This window comes from Parabacteroides sp. ASF519, from assembly GCF_000364265.2.
Lineage (GTDB): Bacteria > Bacteroidota > Bacteroidia > Bacteroidales > Tannerellaceae > Parabacteroides > Parabacteroides goldsteinii.
Genome location: NZ_AQFV02000006.1, coordinates 596,714 through 618,799 on the forward strand (window position 1 = coordinate 596,714; position 22,086 = coordinate 618,799).

Here is a 22,086-nt window from a genome sequence, read left to right on the forward strand (position 1 = left end):
ATTACTCTTTCTATTAGTATGACGAAATACTTCCGACCATCTACTAGTCGGAAACAGAAAAAAATAAATTTTTTTTGGAAAAGATTTTAGATAATGAAAATAAAGAGAGGGAGGTAGTCTTTCAATTCAACCTTTAATTTACGTATAGCGGTTACGATGTGATTTTGTACGGTATGGACAGAAATATTCAGTTGCGTGGCTATTTCCTCATGCTTTAATCCGTTCATTCTGCTCAGAATGAACACCTGCCGGCATTTCTCCGGCAGGTGTTCAATTGCCTGGGCTAATAAATTTTCTATTTCTTTTTCGGTAAAAATGTTTTCATCGAATTGCATCAAGGCTTCCATCTTCAGTTTCAGTTCTCTGTTCTGTAAACTGTCTAGTGATTCTTTTTTGCTGTCTATAAATGTTTGATGACGATAAAAGTCAATGCATCTGTTTTTAGCCAGTGTGAACAGGAAAGCGTTGAGGTTGGTCAGGGACTCCAGCATATCGCGGTGTTCCCACAAATACATGAAAATATCCTGTACGATGTTTTCGGCATCTTCGATGGATACAACATATTCGCGTGCGAACCGTACCAATTTGGGAAAATATATCAGATATATTTTCGAAAAGGCATGTTTCTCTGTCCCTGAAAAGTTATTCATATTTTTTCCTGTTTATTAATGGGCACATATAATACAGCCTTTCCATATCCCAGCTTTTTTATTCTGCCGTCTTCGATCAGCTCTTTCAGGTCGCGCACGGCTGTGGACCGGTTACATCCGTTTAACCGCATGTATTGTGCCGCAGTGAAAAACTCTTTTTCTTCCGATGCGATCAGCATACGGCCTTTCCGTTGTTCAGGAGAATAGCTTGTAGCACAGGCATCGGAGTCCCTTTCCAGGTCTATAGACTTCAAACGATTTTTTAATTTTTTACTCCCTTTGAAATGCACATTCCCGAAATTTACGGACCAGGAACGTATTTCTTTTTTATCCATCACCGGGCGACTTTTCAGGGAGATGGAAAATGATCCCAGGTCATCTAACTCGACGGTATATCCGTACCGCAGATTTTTCGAAATAACTTTGGCCAGCGCATCCAGCATTCCTTTGGTGGTGGCCGTGGAATAGCCGCAACTATCGGCTATCTCTTCTGCGATCTCCTGTGTATGGATCGTTCCTCTGGGTACAATCCGGGCATGTAAAGGTTGTTTCTTTCCGTCGCCTTTGGGGTTCGGATTCTCATATAACGCATATTTTGCTCCCATAATAGTCGTTGTAAAAAGGTAAATTTCAGTTTAGTATTGCATATCACAGTTGTCTTCCTTTCATATCACAGTTGGATTCCGTTTGTTTCACAGATGGATTTCTTTTGTTTCACAACTGTGATACGAAAAGAGGATTTGTACAAATGTATAATATATCTCGGGAAAATCACTCTGTCCGGCAGGTAATTTTTTATTCCCGGCGGGTAATTGGGATTATCTTCGGGGAACTTTCGATGAAATGAATTAATAAGATATACTGTCGGATTATAGAATTAATGCCTATATTTGATGAGATTCAAAACATGACTGTAAATCCGGTGTTATTATGAGAAACTTGATAATAAGTATTTTGATGTGGTTATCCTTTATAGGATGTTCTGATAAGGATGGGTTGTTAAGTCCGGCTGAGATGAAAGAGGATATCCGGTTCTATTTTCATATGATCAGGGATATTCATCCGGATCCCTATCAACGTTATGATTCGCTGACTTTTGTCAGGCTGGAGGCTGAGATGATAGAATCTTGTTCTGAGCCTATGGCGAGAGAGGATTTTGGATTCAGGTTGATGAAGACCCGTAAATTCCTGGATGGGCATGTCGGGGTTTTCGATTTCTTTTCTCCTCCGGGGCGCTATCATTTTCCGACTGTAGAATTTCAGGGAAATCTGATGTTGTTAGGGAATGATACTTTATTGGCTGTGAGAGATTCTTTCGCTTCTTATACAGCCCTGGATGTAGATTCTATGATTCCGTGGGACCAGCCTTCGAAAATCCGAAATGAGAATATGAATTTGTTGTTGAATTTGTTATTGTCTCCAGCAAATAAGAGTACAATGACCTATACCGGCGTATTAAAGACTGCGAATGGAACTCGCGATACGCTTATTTGTGTGGATACCCGTAGGGTAAAGAAGAATCCTATTTATACCCAGCCTTATTCTTCAAAAGTTTATCCGGAAGATTCAATAGCGGTTCTTTATTATAATAGTTGTATGATTTATGGCGAAGAAGATGTGAAGCGTTATAAGGAATACGTGGATACCTTTTTTGACGAACTGAAAAGTAAGGGGATAAAAACGTTGTTTATAGATGTCACGCATAATGGAGGCGGATCGGATGGTAATAATTCTGTCATAATAAATCATTTAAAAGCAGATGCGTTTACTTCCAAAGTAAGGATGACGGGTAAGAAAGCAGGGGTGGAGGAATTCATCAATTCAGATCTAATCAAGAAGTTCTTTAATGAGAATCAAGAAGAAAAGAATTACTGGATGGAGACATTTGGGAATCCTATTATGGAAAAGGGTGTTGCATTTCTGGAAGAATATACGCCAGGCAGGGAATCCGGTTATGATGGAAATGTTTTTGTGATTATGGGAAATAGAACGTATTCTGCCGGAGCTGATTTTTGTTTGACAATAAAATTGTCGAATGCAGCCATATTAGTAGGGGAAAAGGCAGGTCAATATTATCCGATTTGTGGAAACGTTATCAAAGGGACTTTACCTAACTCGAAGATAATATATCAGGTACCTTCAACAGAGGGTTTTCATGAACCGGAAACTTTATTTGAGGATGGGTATATCTGTCCGGATATTTCATATCCGCTGAAGGAAGAGATGGGGGTGGAGGATTATAAGAAGGTGCTTAGTATTTCTTCAGCATCTTGATTAATTATATATCCGGAATTTTGACACAGTCCTAGCAGAACTATGTATAAAAATAACAAAATATAATAAGATTATTTAAAAATACGTTAAATTCATTCATATTGTAGTCTAAAATTTAATATGTGAACCAAACTTAGCCATAAGCGGTGTTATTTTTTTCTTGTTTATTCATCCTTTTTTCTTTTTAGGCATGAGTTCTGCTAGGACTATGTTAGTTAAATAATGTATAATATTGGGCTTCAAGATATTAGATGTTTTTAAGATACGGGAGAGGATGATGATATGGAGCTTTGTTAACTTGTTCGCTGTATTAATATTAAGCAGATTTGATGGATAGAATCCGTTTGGCTATTTGGACTTTTATGCTTCTCTTATTCTCTGTTACTATATGGGGAGACGAAATCTATTTCCGGTCTTTGGGTGTAAAAGACGGATTGTCTCAGCCTTCCTCTATAGCAATATGGCAGGATCGGCTGGGGAGAATATGGCTCGGTAATAATGCTGTAAATTGTTATGATGGCATATCTACTAAAGTAATTCGTTTGTCTGAATATTTCCCGTCTCTTGAAGATGCCAATATTCATAATTTCTGTGGAAATGATTCTACACTATATCTTTTGGCAGAAAACAATATAATCTGTATTGATTTACAGATAAGGCAACCTTTCATGCCGGAGATTACAGCAACGGCTATTTGTTATTCGGATAATCAGCTTTATACTGTTGAAGGACATTCACTTTATAGATGTAATATCCGGTCGGGAGAAAAAGAGGTTTTGTTTTCTGATGAAAGATATGTTTTTACTCTCATAACTCCGATTGGTGATAATCAGTTTTGGATAGGGACGACTACCGGTGTATTGAAAGTTGATCTGACGGAAAAACGGATTATAACCACCTGTTTTCAGAAAGAGAACATAACTACTCAGTTCCTGGACTCGGAATCTCGTTTGTGGCTGTCGGCTAAATCAGGTTTAGCTGCTGTTGTTTCACTAAATGGTGAATCTATCGTTTTTAATGACTCGGGAGGTTCTTTCATTCCCTATATCCATTGCTTTACTGAGGATACACGGGGGATAATATGGGTGGGAACTTTGGCAGGTCTTTATAGGATAGAAATGAAAACAAATGGTATTCCGGAAATAATGAGTAACCAGCCGTATATGGCGGAAACTTCGATTACTGCATTATTTACTGATCGGCAAGGAAATTTATGGATTGGACCCTATTATGGTGATATCCGGTATGGAAATATAGATTTGGATGATTTCAAATGTTTTTATAGCGACGAAAAAGTTGAGGATCGTCTGCATGGAACTGTTATCGGTTCTATGGCTGAAGATAAAGAAGGTAATTTGTATGTAGCATCTGAGGGCAGTGGTATAAACGTCCTGAATAAGAACAGGGAAGTAATCCGGCATATCACCAAGACTACCCACCGATTGCCGGATAATAAGATTCGTGCACTGTGGTATGATGAGCAGACGGATAACCTGTTTATCAGCGTCTATAAAAATGGACTTTATGTGCTTGACAGGAAAACAGGCCGTATCAAGCAGATCGATTTTTCGTTTTTCGATTCGGCTTCTCAGCTGACAATAGAAGATATTGTTCCTTATCGGGATATGCTGGTGTTACCGTCTACCCAGGGTATTTTTAAACTTGACAGGGAAAATCTGCATACCTCTTATTTGTTGGATGATTCGTTGCTGCAACAAAAATGTTCCGGAAATATTCGTACCGTATATATTGATGACAAGGACCGCTTATGGGTGTCTTCACTGGAAGAAGGATTGTTTTCTGTAGATCTGAAATCGCAAAAGGTAATCTCTCTCTATGGAGATGGCTTGCAAAAAGGAAGTCGTATTCCCAGTGCCGTTAATTCGATTTGTGGTGATTCCAGGAATGGTTTATTCATGTCTACCCTGAATTCCGGACTTTTATTATATAATGAGGAAAAGAATGATTTTTCATCTTATAGGGAACAGGATCATTTTTTACTGAGTGATGTATGTTATAGTGTAACCCGCTCGTTTTACAGGAACCTGATCGTAACAACAGACAAAGGTGTTTCTATTTTGGACATGTCGGTAAAAAAGAAACCTCTTTCTGCATTTCATATTCCTTTAAGTAATCTGCCTGCCCCGCTTTCTCTCAGTGGTGATTGTGGCATTTATGTCTCACCGATGGACCGGAATGTTTATGTGGGTACCATATGCGGATTATTTTCTTTTAATGAGCAGAATCTAAATCGTCCGGGTAGGAATTACTCTTTGTTTTTCTCTTCGATCTCTGTGAATAATCAATTGTTGACACCTGCGAATTCGGATTTTCTTCAACAGGATATCGCCTTTTCCCGAAAAATAAAACTGCCTTATAACCTGAATACGATTAGTCTTACCTTTTCGACAAGTAACTATCTGCTTTCTAATTACGGACAATATGAATATAAGATGGAAGGTCTGGATGAACTGTGGATAACGACTTCCAACAGGACGATTACTTATTCTTCCCTGCGCCCCGGTAGGTATAATCTGATTGTCCGCGAGCTGGATAATCCTCAGAATGAAGTTTTGCTGGAAATTATAATTATGTATCCGTTCTGGCTTTCGTGGCCAATGATATTACTGTATGTTTGTGTAACGATTTCTATTATAGCCAGGCTGGTTTGGTTCAATAAAACAAAGACTCGACTGATGCTTTCCCTGGAGATGAAAAAGAGGGAGGTGGAGCAAATGGATAAATTGAACCGGGATAATCAGCAGTTCCTAACTAATATTTCCAATGAGTTCAGAAAACCTCTGACTGTAATTATTGCTATATTGAATAATATTGTTGCTGATGCGGCAGTTGTAGCCGGTAAAAACCGAATCGGGAAAGTATTGAAGCAGGTTGTTTATTTGCAAGGGTTAATTACCCGGTTACAGACGTTCAACAGAGAGGAACAGGAAGACGTTGCGTTTAGTTTCGGAAATCCTGTCTACGATGCGGAATCGCCTGTGGAAGAGGTAATTGGAACAGAAGATAACACTCTTTATACGATGTTGATAATAGACAGTGACAGCGAGATAAGGGCTTCGCTGAAAGAGACATTTTCGTTTGCCTATCGTTTGATTGAAGCGGAGGATACAAAGGAGGGTTATTTGATCGCATTGAGAGAACTCCCGGATATTATTTTGAGTGAGATCGATATGGCGGACGGTTCCGGGATAGAATTGTGCCGGATGATTAAGGCGCATGTAGATACATTACATATTCCTGTTATTCTGATGACTTACCAGCCATCTCCGGAACAACAGATTCAAAGTATTCGTTCCGGTGCTGACGATTATGTGGTCAAACCTTTTTTTATGGATTTACTTCAGCATAGATGTAATTCTCTGGTAAGAAACAGTAAACGTATTTTGTCAAGGTATATCAAGCAGAAAGAGGAACAGGATTACGTGCCGCTATTGGCAACTAACGTACAGGAAAAAAGACTGTTGGATACGGCTACCCGTGTTTTGGAAGAGCATCTGGAAGATCCGGAATTCGATATAGCCCGCTGGGCTAAATGTATGGGAATGGGGAGGACCAGTTTGTTCAACCAGATTAAGATGGTTACAGGAATGACCCCGAACGATTATATTGTTTCCTTTAAAATGGACCGGGCTAAGCTTTTGTTATCAGATGAGTCTTGTTGTCCTATAGCGGAGGTTGCCTATCGTCTCGGGTATTCTGATCCGATTTATTTCAGCCGTACCTTTAAGAAGCATGTAGGGGTATCCCCCATGCAGTACAGAAAAAATATGCTGGTGTCGCAGAAAGAGGAAGTATCCTAAAAAACAGAAAGCCCGCCATATGGCGAGCTCTCCTCTTTTCAACTCCCTATTACTCTTTTTCTATCTCGATGAAAGTGTCTCGATAGTAAGATTCAGATCTTTTGTCTTGTGGTACATAATAAATGGGCGAAGAATAGTTGTTCTCTGCTTTTACTTTAGCAAAGTTCTCTGTATTGTTCAATTCTTCGGAATCCGGATATTTTATACGTTCAACCTGCGGTTTGATATTTGTGAAATACGGCGGGAAGTTAACCGGTTCCAGTTTCGGATGGCGGGTTCTGCGCAACTCTGTCCAGCATTCGTTAGGAGCCATCAGATTCAGGTGGATATACTTCTGCTGCATGATAATTTCTATCTGATCATCCAATGTTTTAGCTTTCTGGTATTCTGCTTTCAGGAAATCTCCATATGTCTGAACAATTTCGGCAGATGGTTTTTCCGGGAAATAACGCGGATAATCTGTCGCACTTGATACTGACAGGGAGTTTATATAATACCATAAGTCTGTTGAATGAGTCATAGCATCACTTATATGTTCACCGGCTGTTTTACCGGTTGAAGCATAGTTTCTGGCAGCTACTTCTGCCAGGAGCAATTCTGTTTCAGCCAGCGAGAACATATAAACCGGGAAATTAGCGTAGTAATAAGTAGCCGGGTTATACATGGATACGCAGTTTATATCGTAGTAACTCAGTGTACCTTTGGCATCGCGGTATGCAGTATTGTTATTGATATAGGATTTATGACGTTCCCATGTTCCTTCGTCGATATAATCCGGGCGCATGTTTTCTTCACTACCGGCGGCAATAGAGTCGTAAGCCGGCTGGTGGTATAGGTTGTCCATGCGGATACCACGATAGTCGTTGTAACGTGTCGGAGCGGCTATGGCCGGCAGACGCGGGTCATCGATTCCCGGTTCATATTTCAATCTGTTATGGTTCATTCTTTCGAGAATCACATTGGGGATGAATAACGAAGTAAAGCGTTCGAACCATCCACGGTTGATAGTACCGCCTCCCGGTAAATCTTTGGCCGGATTGGTAGGCAAAAGCCAGATCATATCTTTGGTGGGAAGTCCGTCCTGTATCGCTGATGCAATCTGAGTTTTTGCGTAGGCTTCGTCGGCAGCAGACATGCGGACTGCAAATTTCAATCTCAATGCATTGATATATTGTTTCCATAACTGAATGTCTCCTTTAAAGGCGACATCTTGTTTGGCAAAAGTAGCTTTTGCATCCGGAGACATTTTATCATAATCGGCAACTATACTTTCCGATATTTCTTTCAATTCATCGAGAATTGTTTTGGTAACTTCCAGAGGATCGTCATACTCTGCAAACAAAATTCCCTTGTTTCCCTGAATGGCGTTGTAATAAGGAATACTGTTGAAAAAGTCAATATTGCGGAGCATGGTATAGTCTTTCATAACAGTAGTCAACTGGTAATATACGTAGCTGTTCGTTAATGTTTCTCCCGTATATTCTTCTTCGACTAATTGCTTGAAGATTGACCAGGTTTTCATTTTGGTATACATATTATTAAAATAATTACGTATACCGTTGTCTGCCGAGAATCCGTTACCGGTGGTTACATCTTCAAAATCCTGGTAAATACCGGCATAATTTTGTGTAGTAGGTCGAACACCGACCTGGGCATAAGCTGTAACACCGGCACCTGTCAATGACCACCACCATTCTCCGTAGTCCTGTACATAGACTTGCCATTCGTAAAGCGTTTTTGTGAACAGGCCGGCAGCCAGTTTGTTTTCCGGCGCCTGGTAGTTTTCAGGGTTGTAGAAATCTTCTTCCAGTTTGTCCTGGCAGCCGGACAATAATAGTGAGGCTGCCGCCAAACCCGTTAATAATATATTTTTCATAATTCCTTGCATTAAATTGTGTATTTAGAAACTAACTGAAACACCGATACCGAAACTTCGGGTAGAGGGGAAGAATGAATATTCTTCGTAAGAGTTCGTACCGAGCGTTGATTCTGCATCAATATTCGGAATAGCCTTATAGAGGTAGAACAGGTTACGTGCTGTAGCTGTCAAAGTCACTTTTTGCAGTTTAGCCTTTTCTACGATTCTTTTCGGAATGGTATAGGAAATACCGATTTCGCGGAACTTGATATAGTCATTCTTATAGATATTATCCGGTTGCAGATCGGCCGACATGTCATGGATGAATGTAGAATAGTATTCGTAGGCACTTAGGATGATATCATTCTTACTGCCGTCTTCCTTCACACCGTTGAGGATAAGACCATCATGATATACCCGGTTATCCTTGGCTCCGGCAGGGGCTGCTGTGTTGTGTTCACAGGGAACCTTTACGTTCTGTTCGTTGATGTAGTAAGCCAAACCGCCATGTTTCTCGTCACGATAAGGCAAAGATTCCTTTGACAGACCGTTACCGATAAGGTAGTAGTTGGACATAGATAACAGAGCTCCACCGAATTTGTAGTCAAATCCCAGGTTGATATTGAAGTTCTTATAGTAGAACGATGTATTGAAACCACCGATGAAAGATGGATTGATGTTGGAGTTTTTCTTGAAACCGGCATCATAATCCAGTACATAGAAACCATTCGAGCTTACAACACGGTTGCCATGTTCATCTTTCTTATAATCATAGGTAAGTAATTCACCCATTGGCTCACCTACTTCGGCCACAACTTTGTATCCTGTTCCGCCACCGATTAATTTCTGTGTAATACCCGGATATAACTTCTTCACCTTTGCATACTGATTTGCTGCAGTGAATGATACATCCCAACGGAAATCTTTGCCTACCAGCGGAGTCCCTTTCAGGAAGATTTCATAACCGTAGTTATGTACGTTACCGGCATTAATCCTGATTTCGCTGTATCCGGAAGTGGATGACAGAGGAACGGACATAATCTGGTCGTATACATTATTCGTATAATAAGAGAAGTCGAATTCAAGTCTGTTCTGATCGAAGAAGCGTAAGTCCATACCGATTTCATATTCTCTTTTACGTTCAGGTTTCAATAAACCGGAGAATAGGGCACTTGGAGGTGTTACGATCGAAGCTTCGGTTTCTGCAATCTGTCCCAGGCTGAAGACGTTGTTTGCAAAGTAGCGGGAAGCAGGACGACCGGCATCGGCCCAGGCCATACGTATCTTACCGAACTGCAATTGCGGGATTGGAATCTGGTCTTTGAAGTTCCAGTTGAATGAGACACCCGGATAGAAGTAGGAGTTGTTTCCTGCGGGTAAAGTAGAAGCCCAGTCATTTCTTCCGGTAATTTCTACATAATAACGTTCGTCCAGGGAGAGAGTCACACCGCCGTAAAGACTGTAGAGGAAGTCGGAACCGCGCGACATACCTCTAACCTTCCCTTTGTCGCCAGCGCCTGGCCATGAGCCTTCATTATTCAATGAGTACCAATCCGGATAAAGCATGTCACCGTATGTTGAAACGTTAATGCTCTTATCTTCATTGCTGCGGTAACCTCCACCGAAGAAAGCCAGTACATTTAAACGGTCTTTCATGAAATTCTTGTCAAAATTCAACATTGCATCGTAGTTCTGTACTACATAACGTTCTTCTTTCCTAGAATATTTACCACCGACCACGTTGGGCTCCGCCTGAGTAACTCTGGCTTTCTGGTTATATTCAATATCCGTATAGTCGATACCTCCCTGTAGCACAAGGAATACATTTTTATGGAAATCGAACTTACCTTTTAATGATGTGATCATGTGAAATTTATCATCCACATTCCTGTTTTCGCGTTGGTGCCACAGCAAATCCATGATATTGGACCCATAACTGCTCATAGTCAGATCTTCCTTGTTCCGTTTGTATCCGGAATCATCTTTATATAGTCGTTCCAGCGTTGAAAATGGTTGGTCTCTGTTGATACCGTATGAAACGAGACCTCCGATATTAGGATAACGGTTTTGGGTGACAATATTATAAAGGTTTGAATTGATTTCGAAAGTAGCAAACTTCGATGCGTTCATTTTTCCGGAGAAACTGAGGATATTCTTTTTCTGTTCAAAATTATCCAGAATACCCTGATATTTATAATTGGTATAGGAAACACGCATATTTCCCATTTCATTACCTCCGGCAATGGCGACGTTGACGTTGTCTGAATAGCCTTTACGGAAGAAATCCATAAAGTTATCCGGCTGTGCTTCGTAGTTGATAATATTACCGTCTATATCCATGATCGGCTTGCCGTCAAAAGCGGGTCCGAAGTTGAAGCGGGAAGTACCCAGTCTTCTCATGGAGGTTCCATCGGGCAATTTACCTGTCAGTTCATCATAAACACTTGTTCCCGTACCGAATTCATTCTGAAAATCAATATAAGAAACCGGTTGTTCAACGGTATACTGGAAAGAGGCCGTTACTCCTAAACCTCTGGTATTGGCCCCTTTTTTGGTTGTGATCAATACAACGCCGTTGGCTCCTTCACTACCATATAGAACGGATGCTTTCGCTCCTTTCAGGATTTCCATTGATTCGATATCTTCAGGGTTAATATCATTGATACCAGCGCCATAGTCGAAAGAGTTCAACGGGTCATAACCACGGGTTGCCATAGATGATTCCTGGTCATGAATGGGCACACCGTCTACAACGAACAACGGGCGTGTCTTGGAGGATGATTCCAGACTGGCTGCTCCACGAATCTTAATGTTTACACCTCCGGTCGGACCTGCTGCACTCGACTGGATACCAACACCGGCAGCTTTACCATATAGAGATGTTAAGGGGTTTGCTGCCTTACCGGCAAGCGTGAATTCGTCTCCTTTGATGGTTGTTAATGCATAACCAAGGCTTTTATGAGAACGTTTCATTCCGAGGGCGGTAACAACGACTTCATCGATAGCTTGCGAGTCTTCCACCAATTTGATATCCAGATTTTCCTGTCCTTTATAGGCGATTTCCTGTGTCGTATAACCCAGAAATGAAATTTGTATTATTTCGCCTTTTTTGACTCCATTCAGGACGAATTTTCCATCGCTGTCTGTTATGGTTCCTTTAGAGGTACCTTTTACTGCAACTGATGCTCCGGCTACCGGTCCAAGATCGTCTGCGACGATACCTGTAACTTTCCCTGATTGCTGATTAACTTCAGAAGTTTCTCCTATTGTCCCTTCGGATGCGAAGGCATTCCAGGCAGATCCTAATGAGGCCACCAGCAATAATGCGCTGATAGGTCTGTAGATCTTAAACATAACAATTAATTTAATTAGACATATAATTAACAAACGTTTTTTAAAACGTTGCAATGTATGCCTGGAATAGGAAATGGAGTTGTTATTAATTGATATTTAACTTGTAACAAAAATACAAGTGTATGATTTTACATAGGGTTTGTACTAAAATTACAGGTTTTTATACTTATATGTTAGGAATAGCTGTAGTGAAAAATAAATATTATTAATATATCCGAAGAGATTCGTAAAAACAATTGGATGATTTCATTTGCCCTATATGCTAGTGTGGTCGTTGTGTACAAAAGGAATGGAATTATCAGTCAGAATGTCTTGTATTCGGTAAATATTTTTACCTTTGTTTATCATGACAAAGTAAAACATACAATTATGGCTGTTATTTATCCGATTGGAATTCAGAATTTTGAGAAGCTACGTAAAGATGGATATCTTTATATTGATAAAACTGCTTTTGTACATGAATTGGCTACGACAGGGAGTTACTACTTTCTGAGCCGTCCAAGACGTTTCGGCAAAAGCCTGCTGATCTCAACGCTGGAAGCTTACTTTGAAGGTAAGAAGGAGCTTTTTGAAGGGCTGGCATTGGAAAATCTGGAAAAGGATTGGATAAAACATCCGATTTTGCATATAGACCTGAATACGGAAAAATACAATACTCCGGAAAGTCTGGAGCGGATATTGAACTTTACTTTGTTGAAGTGGGAAAAGCTGTATGGGACCGGAGCCGGTGAGACTTCTCTTGCTCTGCGTTTCCGGGGAATTGTTGAGCGTGCGGTTGAACAAACCGGTCAGCGTGTCGTGATCCTGATCGATGAATACGACAAACCGATGCTCCAGGCAATCGGGAATGAAGAATTGCAGGCGGCTTACAGAAGTACGTTGAAGTCATTTTATTCGGTCATGAAGACCATGGACAAATATATCCGTTTTGCCTTCTTGACCGGAGTGACGAAATTCGGAAAGGTAAGTGTGTTCAGCGATTTGAATAATCTGCAGGATATCAGCATGGATAAACGTTATGTAGATGTTTGTGGGATTTCGGAAAAAGAAATTCATGATTATCTGGAACCTCAGTTGCATGAGCTTGCTAAAGCTAATAAGCAGACGTATGAGGAAATTTGCCAAAGACTGGAGCTGAATTATGATGGGTATCATTTTGTTGAAAATAGTATAGGAATCTATAATCCTTTTAGTCTGTTGAATACGTTTAAGACATTGAAATTTGGCAGTTACTGGTTTGAGACGGGAACTCCTACCTATCTGGTCGAATTGTTGAAACGGGCAGAATACGATTTGTCAGAAATAGGCAGGGAAGAGATAGATGCGGATGTATTGAACAGTATCGATATAGCCTCTTATAACCCGATACCTGTCATCTACCAAAGCGGTTACCTGACCATCAAAGGGTATGATGAGGAATTCGGTATGTACACGCTCGGCTTCCCCAATAAAGAGGTGGAAGAAGGTTTTATGCGTTATCTGCTTCCTTTTTATACTACCGTAAAAGAGGGTGAGACAGCTTTTCAACTGAAGAACTTTGTAACGGATCTCCGCAAAGGCAATCCGGAGGGTTTCCTTCGTCGCTTGCAGACGTTTTTCTATGGTGTACCGTATGAATTGACCGGTGGGGTAGAGCGGTACTATCAGAATGTTCTTTTTATAGTCTGTAGACTGATGGGTCTTTATGTCCAGGCGGAATACCACACCTCTTATGGTCGTGCGGATATGATTTTGCAGACGAAGGATTATATCTATATCTTTGAATTTAAGTTGGATGGTTCGGTGGAAGAGGCGTTGCAACAAATAGAAAGCCAAGGGTATGCCCGTCCGTTTGAAATGGATAGACGGAAGTTGGTAAAGATAGGAGTGAATTTTGATTCCCGAACCCGAAGCATGGATAAGTGGAAGATATCATAATATGACTGTTAAAGAGTTGTTTAATACTATATATACGCAATATTACGCTAAATCATTCCGGTTTGCAAACCTGTATGTCCGGAATGATTTGGCTGCCGAGGATATTACAACCGATAGGTTTGTCTGTATCATGCATTTATTCTTATCGAAGCATTTTCTCTATTTTTAGTGGGGTCATTTATTTTTTCATGCGTTTGTATTAAAAGGATCTGTGTAATGTTGGTTCTTTAATTATGACTGAAGCTTCAACAAGATGTGAAGATGGAGGGAAAGAACAATGTTCTTCAATGGACTGTGGAGAATTTTGGATCAAAATGGCTCAAGTCCATGGTGCACCAGCTAAATAATAATTAGGGGAAAGGCTGTTCTGATAGAGCTTGATTTTAGAGCGTTATCTATATTAGAACAGCTTTTTCATAAAAAATGCTAAAAGTAAAAGTAGTATGTTTATCTATATCGAGAATGTCCGATTATTGGAGATCCTTCCTGTTCCTTGGTTATTAAGGATGAGAAAGGAGAAATCGTAAATAAATATTATCCTCTTGTTGAAAAATTGTCATATATCAATGATTGTATTTTTCGAAAACTTGATAACGAGATTCTTTTTGTAGAAGATATGCGTGATTCTATTTTTTCTTTGAGAGGAGATAAATTAACTCCAAGATATTTTGTTGATTATAAGGATAAATCAATGAGTAAGGTAGATCGTAAGAGTATTTTAAAACGAACTAGGGAACCTCTTATTGTTCAACAAGAAAATTTACAATCAGCTATTGATAAGGGATTTAAATATTGGCAGAAAGAAGGACTTCTTACTGCTGAAAGAGCCGAAGAATTAAAGAATATGATTGAGGAACAATTCCCTGACCGAAATAACATTGGTGAGACAAATCCTGTACTCTTTTTGTTGAAAGTAAAGAAATAATAATTATAAAATCGAAAATATATGAAAAGGATTTATTTATACATTGCTATTCTGGTCAAGCAGACTTTATTCCCCGGAAATGTACCTGTTTTTTCCCTAAAGGGCAGCTGCCGTTTCTTTATATCCTGCCTGCTTATTCCCTTGAAGGTAGTAGTTGTTTCCCTATAGGCCGGATTTTAGTCACTATGTAATTGCGTATAGATAACTATGTAACGTCACATATATAACTATCTATTCATTATACACGTTTCAGCCTTCAGGAGCTTCCTCCCTTTGATAATCAGATCATAATCCTGAAGGATGAAAATAGTTGGCAGAAATACAATCTGACAACTATTTTCAGGACGCTACAGTACATATTTTACCTCAATGACACGTTTTATTATCATTTCAGGATAATACTTTATAAATCAACGCCTTGAAGTGGATGAAGGCTGAAAGATAAATATATGGATCCCGCTTGTAGGAGCCATTTTAAATACCAGCTACAGTCATTTGCAGTAGTTGCCGCGGTTATGAAAAATCACTGCGGCACTTATTTGAAATGGTTGCCTACCCATTCTGAAAAAAACGTAAACTTTTCGATAAAAAGACGTAAGCTTTTTCTCTGAAGGTTTCACCTTTTTCTATAACCGACTCAGCAATTCCTGTATATCCATTCATTTCAATGGATATACAAACCTTTATCCTTATTATTTTCCCCCCAACATGTCAAAGAACGCTAGGTCGGAACGGCTTTGACATGTTGGGGAGGGAACCCGTAAACTGATCTATCGTGCGATTGACCGTATCCGTGAAAAATATGCCCCGGTATTATTTTATTTATTCTTGTCGAAGCATTTTTTTTATTTTTAATGGGGTCATTTATCCTTTTTCATGCGTTTGTATTAAAAAAGCATCTGTGTAGTGTTAGTTCTTTTACGGATGGTATACGGATAATTATATTTAATGCTTATGAAAAAATCACCCCGGAATATATCCATTATAATTCCTTGCTTCAATGAAGAGGAATGCATCGATATGCTATATCGGAATTTGCATCCTGTATTGGATAAATTACTTTTCCCTTATGAATTAATATTTGTTGATGATGGAAGTACAGACCGCACTTTAGAGATCTTATTGTCTCTATCAGAGCAGAACCCTCATGTTCGTTGGTTAAGTTTTTCCCGGAACTTTGGACATCAGAAAGCATTGAAAGCCGGTTTGGATTATGCACAGGGTGACGTCGTTATTACTATGGATGCGGATATGCAACACCCCTCATCTCTGATCTCTACTATGTTAACTTATTGGGCGGATGGATATGATATCGTGGATACGATTAGAATAGATAACAAACAGTGCAGTTATTTCAAAACGATTACTTCCCGTTTTTTTTATCGTCTGATGGATTTTTTGTCTGATATTGCGATAACAGAAAACGGTGCAGATTTCCGTCTACTCGACAAGAAAGTTGTCAAGGTTTTGCGAGATTGCCGTGAAGAATACCTGTTTTTGCGGGGGATGGTTTCATGGGTTGGTTTTCGCCGGATACAGATACCTTATCAGGCAGGGATACGCTATGCTGGAACAACAAAATACTCTTTTAAGAAAATGGTCTTGTTTGCTGTTTGCGGGATAACCTCTTTCAGCATCCGTCCGTTACGCTTGGCTGTTCTTTTTGCTGCTTTTTTCGCATCACTTTCCGTTGTGGAAATTATTTATGTATTATATGCTGTTTTTATTTCGGGGCAGGCTGTGACAGGCTGGGCGTCTCTGGCTATACTGATTTCTGTGTTGGGGGCAGTAATCTTATTAATGCTCGGTATTATAGGAGAGTATTTGGGTAAAATGTTTATGCAGTGCAAGAACCGTCCTGAATATATTGTACGGTCGGGAAATTGTTCGTCATCTTTTAATGTGTAACCGGCTAAATATAAATACTATGAATATGCCAACAAGAATAAAAAGGTATTGCCCTTTATTTTTTATACTGGTGATGACGTGTATCGTTTATTATCCTTTGCCAGAAAATGATTTTCTGTATTATTGGGATGATCAATGGTGTGTGATTAATCCGTATACTTCCGGGGGACTTACCTGGGAGAATCTGTACCGAATTTTCACAGAAACTCATGGTGGTCAGTATTCACCCCTGAATGAAATAGGCTATGTACTTATTTATTCATTATTCGGGTACTCTCCGGCGATATTTCATCTGGCCGGTTTGGGAGTACATCTGTTGAATGTCGTATTGCTTTACTTTTTTCTTTCCGGTCTATTGACTCAATCATCCCGGCTTACGACGATGTACAACAAACAAATCGTTTTTCTGGCTACTTTGTTATGGGCAGTCCATCCGGTCAACGTAGAACCGGTTGCCTGGATAAGCGCATCCAAAGTTCTTGTTTATACATCATTTTATTTAACGGGACTTTTATGCTACTTAAAATTTATCCGTACGGAAAAGTTAAGTTATTATGTGGTAACTCTGGCTTTAGCTCTTTGTTCCTGTTTAGGGAAAGAACAGGCTGTGGTATTTCCATTATGTTTATTACTGGTCGATTTTGTAACAGACAGAGGACTGCTTCGTCTGAAGACATGGGAAGAGAAACTGCCATTTCTGCTGCTGTCTCTTTATATGGGAACCATCCCCATGCTAGCACAAGGGTTCCGGCGGGAAGAGCTGGATTATCCATTGATTGACCGGGTTGTCTTTGCGGCTTATTCCTTAATCGAATATTTGACAAAATGTTTGATACCCATTAAATTGTCTTATTTGTATCCTTTCCCGATCTTACCGGGATACGCTATGCCTTTCCATTATTGGTTTTATCCGGTAGTCGTTGTTTTTGTCGTTTGTTGCATTTATCTGTTACGACAAAAAAGGATCATTATTTTTACTTCGTTATTTTTCCTGATACATCTGTTATTTGTACTTCATATTATACCTATATCACGATTTGCGATTGTGGCTGATCGATACCTCTATTTGCCGGGTGTTGGCGTTTGTCTTCTTATGGCCTATTTGTTTGTGACGATCATACATTTAAAAGTGAAACGTATTCAGTTCATGATGATTGTAGGGTTGATTCTCTATTTGTGTTATTTGGGCTGTTACACGAATTATTATGTCAGGCAATGGAAAAATAGCGATAGTGTGAAAAAGGAACTTCGGGAGTTGATAAACGAGCGAGAGGATATAAAAAATATGCAGGAGTTACAGCAACTCATGCGTAATCAATAAGTAATAACAATTAAAGTTGGAGGTAAGCATGACAAAGAAAAGCTTTCTGAAAATCGGTGGAGCAATGCTCCTTTTGGCAATTGTGTTAAACATCCAATACGCCTGGAGTGGCTATGGTGTTAAGGATCATCCGCTTCATTTAGAAGTGTTGGGGCAGAGTAATGATACCGGAACGAGTGGTGATATTGAGACACATCCTCTTTGGTCACGGCTAGCATCATCATGTACAATGGATGTTGAAGGGGAACCTGGTTCTGAGGTTTCTGTTTTTGGAATAAAAGTTAAAATTAGAGCTGATGGGATTGCTCCTATAATTGTTAGTGATGCTTCAGTAAAATGTCAACGTGGAGGTAATGCACAATGTACTCCTTTCTTTTGTGCGGACTTTTGGAAACAAATGACTGAAATGTATGGTACACCTGCTACGCAGTAACTTAGGAAAGATACTGCTCTGAAAGCAAATCGGTTTTATAGAACTGATCATTTTAGAGCAGTATTTATTGGTATAAATGCTAAATAGTAAAAGTATGAAGAAAAATATATTGTATGTATTGTTGATTTTTATATTTATTGCGTGTGATTTAACAAAAGAAGATAAGAAAAATACTGTGAGAGGAGATATCGTTTCTATACCGATAACGGAAATGGAAACTGATTACGGTAAATTATCCGATTTTGCAGAGGATATAAAAATGATTCCTCTTGAATTTTCGGGTGATTGTATATTGGACAAAGTTGAAAAGATTGTGATGTCTGACAGTTGTATTTTCATAATGGAAAGATATAATCAAAAGGGTATTTACGTTTTCGATCATAGTGGAAAATATTTATATAGGGTTGGAAATTGTGGACAGGGACCTGACGAATTTGTTGATTTATCTGATTTTTCGTTGAATGAAGAGCAACAACTTATTTATTTGTATGACATAATGAGAAAGAAAGTTCTTATTTTTTCTTTTGAAGGAGATTTTATAAAGGATATACAGATGAATTATTACGCAGATAAGTTTGAGTATCAAGATAACTTATTTTACCTATATAGGGAAAGTCCGGTTATGGGTGATCCTGCTTATTCTTTGGTAATCAAAGATGATAAAGGAAAAACGATTAATAAGTATTATCCGCTTATTAATAAATCTCCATATATTCATGATTGCATTTTCCGAAAACTCGATAATGAAATTCTTTTTGCAGAATACATGCGTGATTCTGTTTTTAGTGTAAGAAGTGGAGAGTTAACTCCAAAATATTTTATTGATTATAAAGATAAATCAATGAGTAAGATAGATCGTGAAAGTATTTTGAAAGGAACTCGTATGGCTCTGACAGTTTTATTGGAATGTAAGAAAATGGCAGGTATTGAGGATATATTTGAAATAAACGATAAAGTATTTATTAACAATACCAATGTAGTTGTTCCTAAGTTTACGGTTTATGACAAGAAGACACAAGAAGTCAAAACATTTAGCTATATACTGAATGATTTTTTGTTTATCGGTTTTGATCATCCTATTGGTCAATATAAAGATAATTTGATATCAATTGTTGGACAAGAAGATTTTCAAACGGCGATAGATGATGGTTTTAAATATTGGCAGAAAAAAGGTATTCTGACTGCTGAAAGAGCTAAAGAATTAAGGGCGATGATTGAGGAACGTTTTCCGGATCGGAATAATCTGGGGGAGACTAACCCGGTACTCTTTTTGATGAAAGTAAAGAAGTGATGGTTAGATAGGGTTGATAATTTATTCGTGTTATTTGGGCAATTAAAAAATATGTAGGAGTTACAGCAACTCATGCGTAATCAATAAGTAATAACAATTAAAGTTGGAGGTAAGCATGACAAAGAAAAGCTTTCTGAAAATCGGTGGAGCAATGCTCCTTTTGGCACTTGTGTTAAACATCCAGTACGCCTGGGGTGGCGATGGCGTTAAGGATCATCCGCTTCATTTAGAAGTGTTGGCACAGAGTAATGATTCTATTAGTACTGGTGGAGACGCAGGTAAGGGAGCTGGTACTGACACTGGCGTTCTTTGGACTGAAATATCAGAAGATTGTTTCGTAATTGTCACAGGTGCAGCTGACACTGTTACTGCTTTTGGATTACAATTCAAAGTTGAAGCTGATGGGTATGGAATCTTATCTGTCAGTAATGCTTCAACAAGATGTAAACCAGGAGGAGATAAGCAATGTTCTTCATCACCTTGTGGCGAATTCTGGATAGAATATGCAAAAGCCGATGGTGCAGCTGCATCAATAAAAGAAGAGCAAAAGAGAACAGAAATTGGAGATATGGTTTCTATACCGATAACAGATATGGAAACCGATTATGGTAAATTGTCTGACTTTGCAGAGGATATAAAAATGATTCCTTTAGAATTCAAAGATGAATGTATTTTAGGAGAAATCAGAAAGGTTGTGATGTCTGACAGTTATATTTTTATCATGGAAAGAAATAATCCAAAAGGCGTTTATGTGTTTGATCATATGGGGAAATATTTGTATAAGATCGGGAACCGTGGGCAGGAACCTGAAGAATTTGTTGATTTATCCGATTTTTCATTGAACGAAGAGGAACGAGTGGTCTATTTGTATGATTTAATGCGAACGAAAGTTCTTGCTTTTTCTTATGAAGGAGATTTTATAAAAGATATACCGATGAATTATTATGCTGATAATTTTGAGTATCAAAATGGATTGTTCTATTTGTATCGGGAAAATGTGGTTCATGGTGATCCTTTATATTCTTTAGTTATCAAGGATGATAAAGGGAAAACGGTGAATAAGTATTATCCGGTTATTGAAAAACTATCAAAAACTAATTATTGTGTTTTCCGAAAACTGGATAACGAAATTCTTTTTGCAGAAGATTTGCGTGATTCTATTTTTACTATAAGAGGAGATGAGTTAACTCCAAAATATTTTATTGATTATAAAGATAAATCAATGAGTAAGGTCGACCGTGAGAGTATTCTTAAAAGAACTCGTCTTCCTCTGACAGTTCTATTAGAGTGTAAGAAAATGGCAGGGATTAAGGATATATTTGAAATAAATGACAAGGTCTTTATTAAAAATAAGCATATAGTTATTCCCCAGTTTACGGTTTACGACAAAAAGACACAAAAAGTCAAAACCTTTAGCCATATATTGAATGATTTTTTGTTTATAGGTCTTTCTCATCCAATTGGCCAATATAAAGATTATTTGATATCGGTAGGTCCGCAAGAAAGGTTGCAGGCAGCTATTAATATAGGTTTTAAGGTTTGGCAGGAAGAAGGACTTCTGACTGCTAAAAGAGCAAAAGAATTAACAGCGATGATTGAGGAACGTTTTCCGGATCGGAATAATATCGGGGAAACTAATCCGATGATCTTTTTATTGAAAGTAAAGAAGTAACAACTATAAAATTGAATCTATATGAAAAGAATCTATTTGTATATTGCTATTCTGATTTCCGTGGTAGCGAATATATTTTTAAATTTTGCCATGAAAAAGAATGACAATAAAGTCGTTTCACAGAATGAAATAGTTTCCGACGAGTATTTGAATGAAGAGTTGGGGAAGGCCTATTCTTATTTAAAACTGAACGGGAAAAAGTTTGAGAATGTAACAGGGACATTGGGGTATCAGGATAAAATGATAGGACGCATGGGACTGGAAACATTGATAAGAGGCTATAATGTCGTTTTCTATTTTTCGGACTTATCATGCTCCTCTTGTATTATGGAACAGCTGAATTCATTGGAAAAACTGAAAAAAATAATCGGAGGGAGGATGCTGATCATATCGCATTTGCCACGAAAAGATGTGCAAAATGAACTGCTACGATTGAAATCGGAAATACCGGTATTTTATATGGATGACAAGTATGTATCTGTGTTGGAGGAGTTCAGCAAAAATCATCCGGCGGCGATAACATGGATGATTACAGATGATTTGTTTATAGTCAGCTCTTGTGTGACTGATAGCCATACCAAACATTTTAATTCGGAATTTTATGATGCGATCGTACGATTCTTTAAGTATAAGGTAATATACTGAAAAATAAGTGGTAAAGT

At 38.7% G+C, this 22,086-nt stretch carries 14 protein-coding genes; 10 read left to right on the forward strand and 4 right to left on the reverse strand.

What is annotated here, in order from left to right:
* Positions 1 to 86: 86 nt before the first annotated feature.
* Positions 87 to 650: an RNA polymerase sigma-70 factor gene (locus C825_RS02370; RefSeq protein WP_010801269.1), complete on the reverse strand. Its 564-nt coding sequence runs from the start codon at positions 648 to 650 to the stop codon at positions 87 to 89.
* Positions 647 to 1,255, reverse strand: a complete 609-nt coding sequence (locus C825_RS02375) for an HU family DNA-binding protein (RefSeq protein WP_009860572.1) — start codon at positions 1,253 to 1,255, stop codon at positions 647 to 649. The genes C825_RS02370 and C825_RS02375 overlap by 4 nt, the downstream gene beginning before the upstream one ends.
* Before the next feature lie 325 nt (positions 1,256 to 1,580).
* Here C825_RS02375 and C825_RS02380 point away from each other — a divergent pair, with 325 nt between their 5' ends.
* Both C825_RS02380 and C825_RS02385 read left to right on the forward strand, forming a co-directional pair.
* Entirely contained in the window at positions 1,581 to 2,924 is a 1,344-nt protein-coding gene (locus C825_RS02380) for a S41 family peptidase (RefSeq protein ID WP_009860573.1), read from the forward strand.
* Between the two features lie 329 nt (positions 2,925 to 3,253).
* Positions 3,254 to 6,745 (forward strand): helix-turn-helix domain-containing protein, encoded by a 3,492-nt coding sequence (locus tag C825_RS02385; protein WP_010801270.1) that lies wholly within the window; start codon positions 3,254 to 3,256, stop codon positions 6,743 to 6,745.
* A gap of 49 nt (positions 6,746 to 6,794) precedes the next feature.
* Here C825_RS02385 and C825_RS02390 read toward each other — a convergent pair whose 3' ends face one another.
* Positions 6,795 to 8,621: a SusD/RagB family nutrient-binding outer membrane lipoprotein gene (locus tag C825_RS02390; protein WP_228100161.1), complete on the reverse strand. Its 1,827-nt coding sequence runs from the start codon at positions 8,619 to 8,621 to the stop codon at positions 6,795 to 6,797.
* A 24-nt stretch (positions 8,622 to 8,645) separates the two neighbouring features.
* Positions 8,646 to 11,957, reverse strand: a complete 3,312-nt coding sequence (locus C825_RS02395) for a SusC/RagA family TonB-linked outer membrane protein (RefSeq protein WP_010801272.1) — start codon at positions 11,955 to 11,957, stop codon at positions 8,646 to 8,648.
* A gap of 369 nt (positions 11,958 to 12,326) precedes the next feature.
* On the opposite strand from C825_RS02395, the gene C825_RS02400 reads away from it, so the two are divergent.
* The 8 genes from C825_RS02400 to C825_RS02435 all read left to right on the forward strand — a co-directional run bounded on the left by C825_RS02400 (position 12,327) and on the right by C825_RS02435 (position 22,069).
* Entirely contained in the window at positions 12,327 to 13,874 is a 1,548-nt protein-coding gene (locus C825_RS02400; protein WP_044215109.1) for a PD-(D/E)XK nuclease domain-containing ATP-binding protein, read from the forward strand.
* A gap of 493 nt (positions 13,875 to 14,367) precedes the next feature.
* On the forward strand, positions 14,368 to 14,799 hold the full coding sequence (locus C825_RS02405; protein ID WP_044215021.1) for a 6-bladed beta-propeller: 432 nt from the start codon (positions 14,368 to 14,370) through the stop codon (positions 14,797 to 14,799).
* Between the two features lie 954 nt (positions 14,800 to 15,753).
* Positions 15,754 to 16,707 (forward strand): glycosyltransferase family 2 protein, encoded by a 954-nt coding sequence (locus C825_RS02410; RefSeq protein WP_009860581.1) that lies wholly within the window; start codon positions 15,754 to 15,756, stop codon positions 16,705 to 16,707.
* Between the two features lie 25 nt (positions 16,708 to 16,732).
* Complete coding sequence (locus C825_RS02415) at positions 16,733 to 18,028, forward strand: hypothetical protein (protein WP_010801274.1); 1,296 nt, start codon at positions 16,733 to 16,735, stop codon at positions 18,026 to 18,028.
* A gap of 28 nt (positions 18,029 to 18,056) precedes the next feature.
* Entirely contained in the window at positions 18,057 to 18,461 is a 405-nt protein-coding gene (locus C825_RS02420) for a hypothetical protein (protein ID WP_010801275.1), read from the forward strand.
* A 94-nt stretch (positions 18,462 to 18,555) separates the two neighbouring features.
* Complete coding sequence (locus C825_RS02425) at positions 18,556 to 19,752, forward strand: DUF4934 domain-containing protein (RefSeq protein WP_009860584.1); 1,197 nt, start codon at positions 18,556 to 18,558, stop codon at positions 19,750 to 19,752.
* A 115-nt stretch (positions 19,753 to 19,867) separates the two neighbouring features.
* Positions 19,868 to 21,424, forward strand: coding sequence for a DUF4934 domain-containing protein (locus tag C825_RS02430; protein ID WP_010801276.1), 1,557 nt, complete (start codon positions 19,868 to 19,870; stop codon positions 21,422 to 21,424).
* Positions 21,425 to 21,445: 21 nt separating this feature from the next.
* Complete coding sequence (locus C825_RS02435; protein WP_009860586.1) at positions 21,446 to 22,069, forward strand: hypothetical protein; 624 nt, start codon at positions 21,446 to 21,448, stop codon at positions 22,067 to 22,069.
* The last annotated feature ends 17 nt before the right edge of the window (positions 22,070 to 22,086 follow it).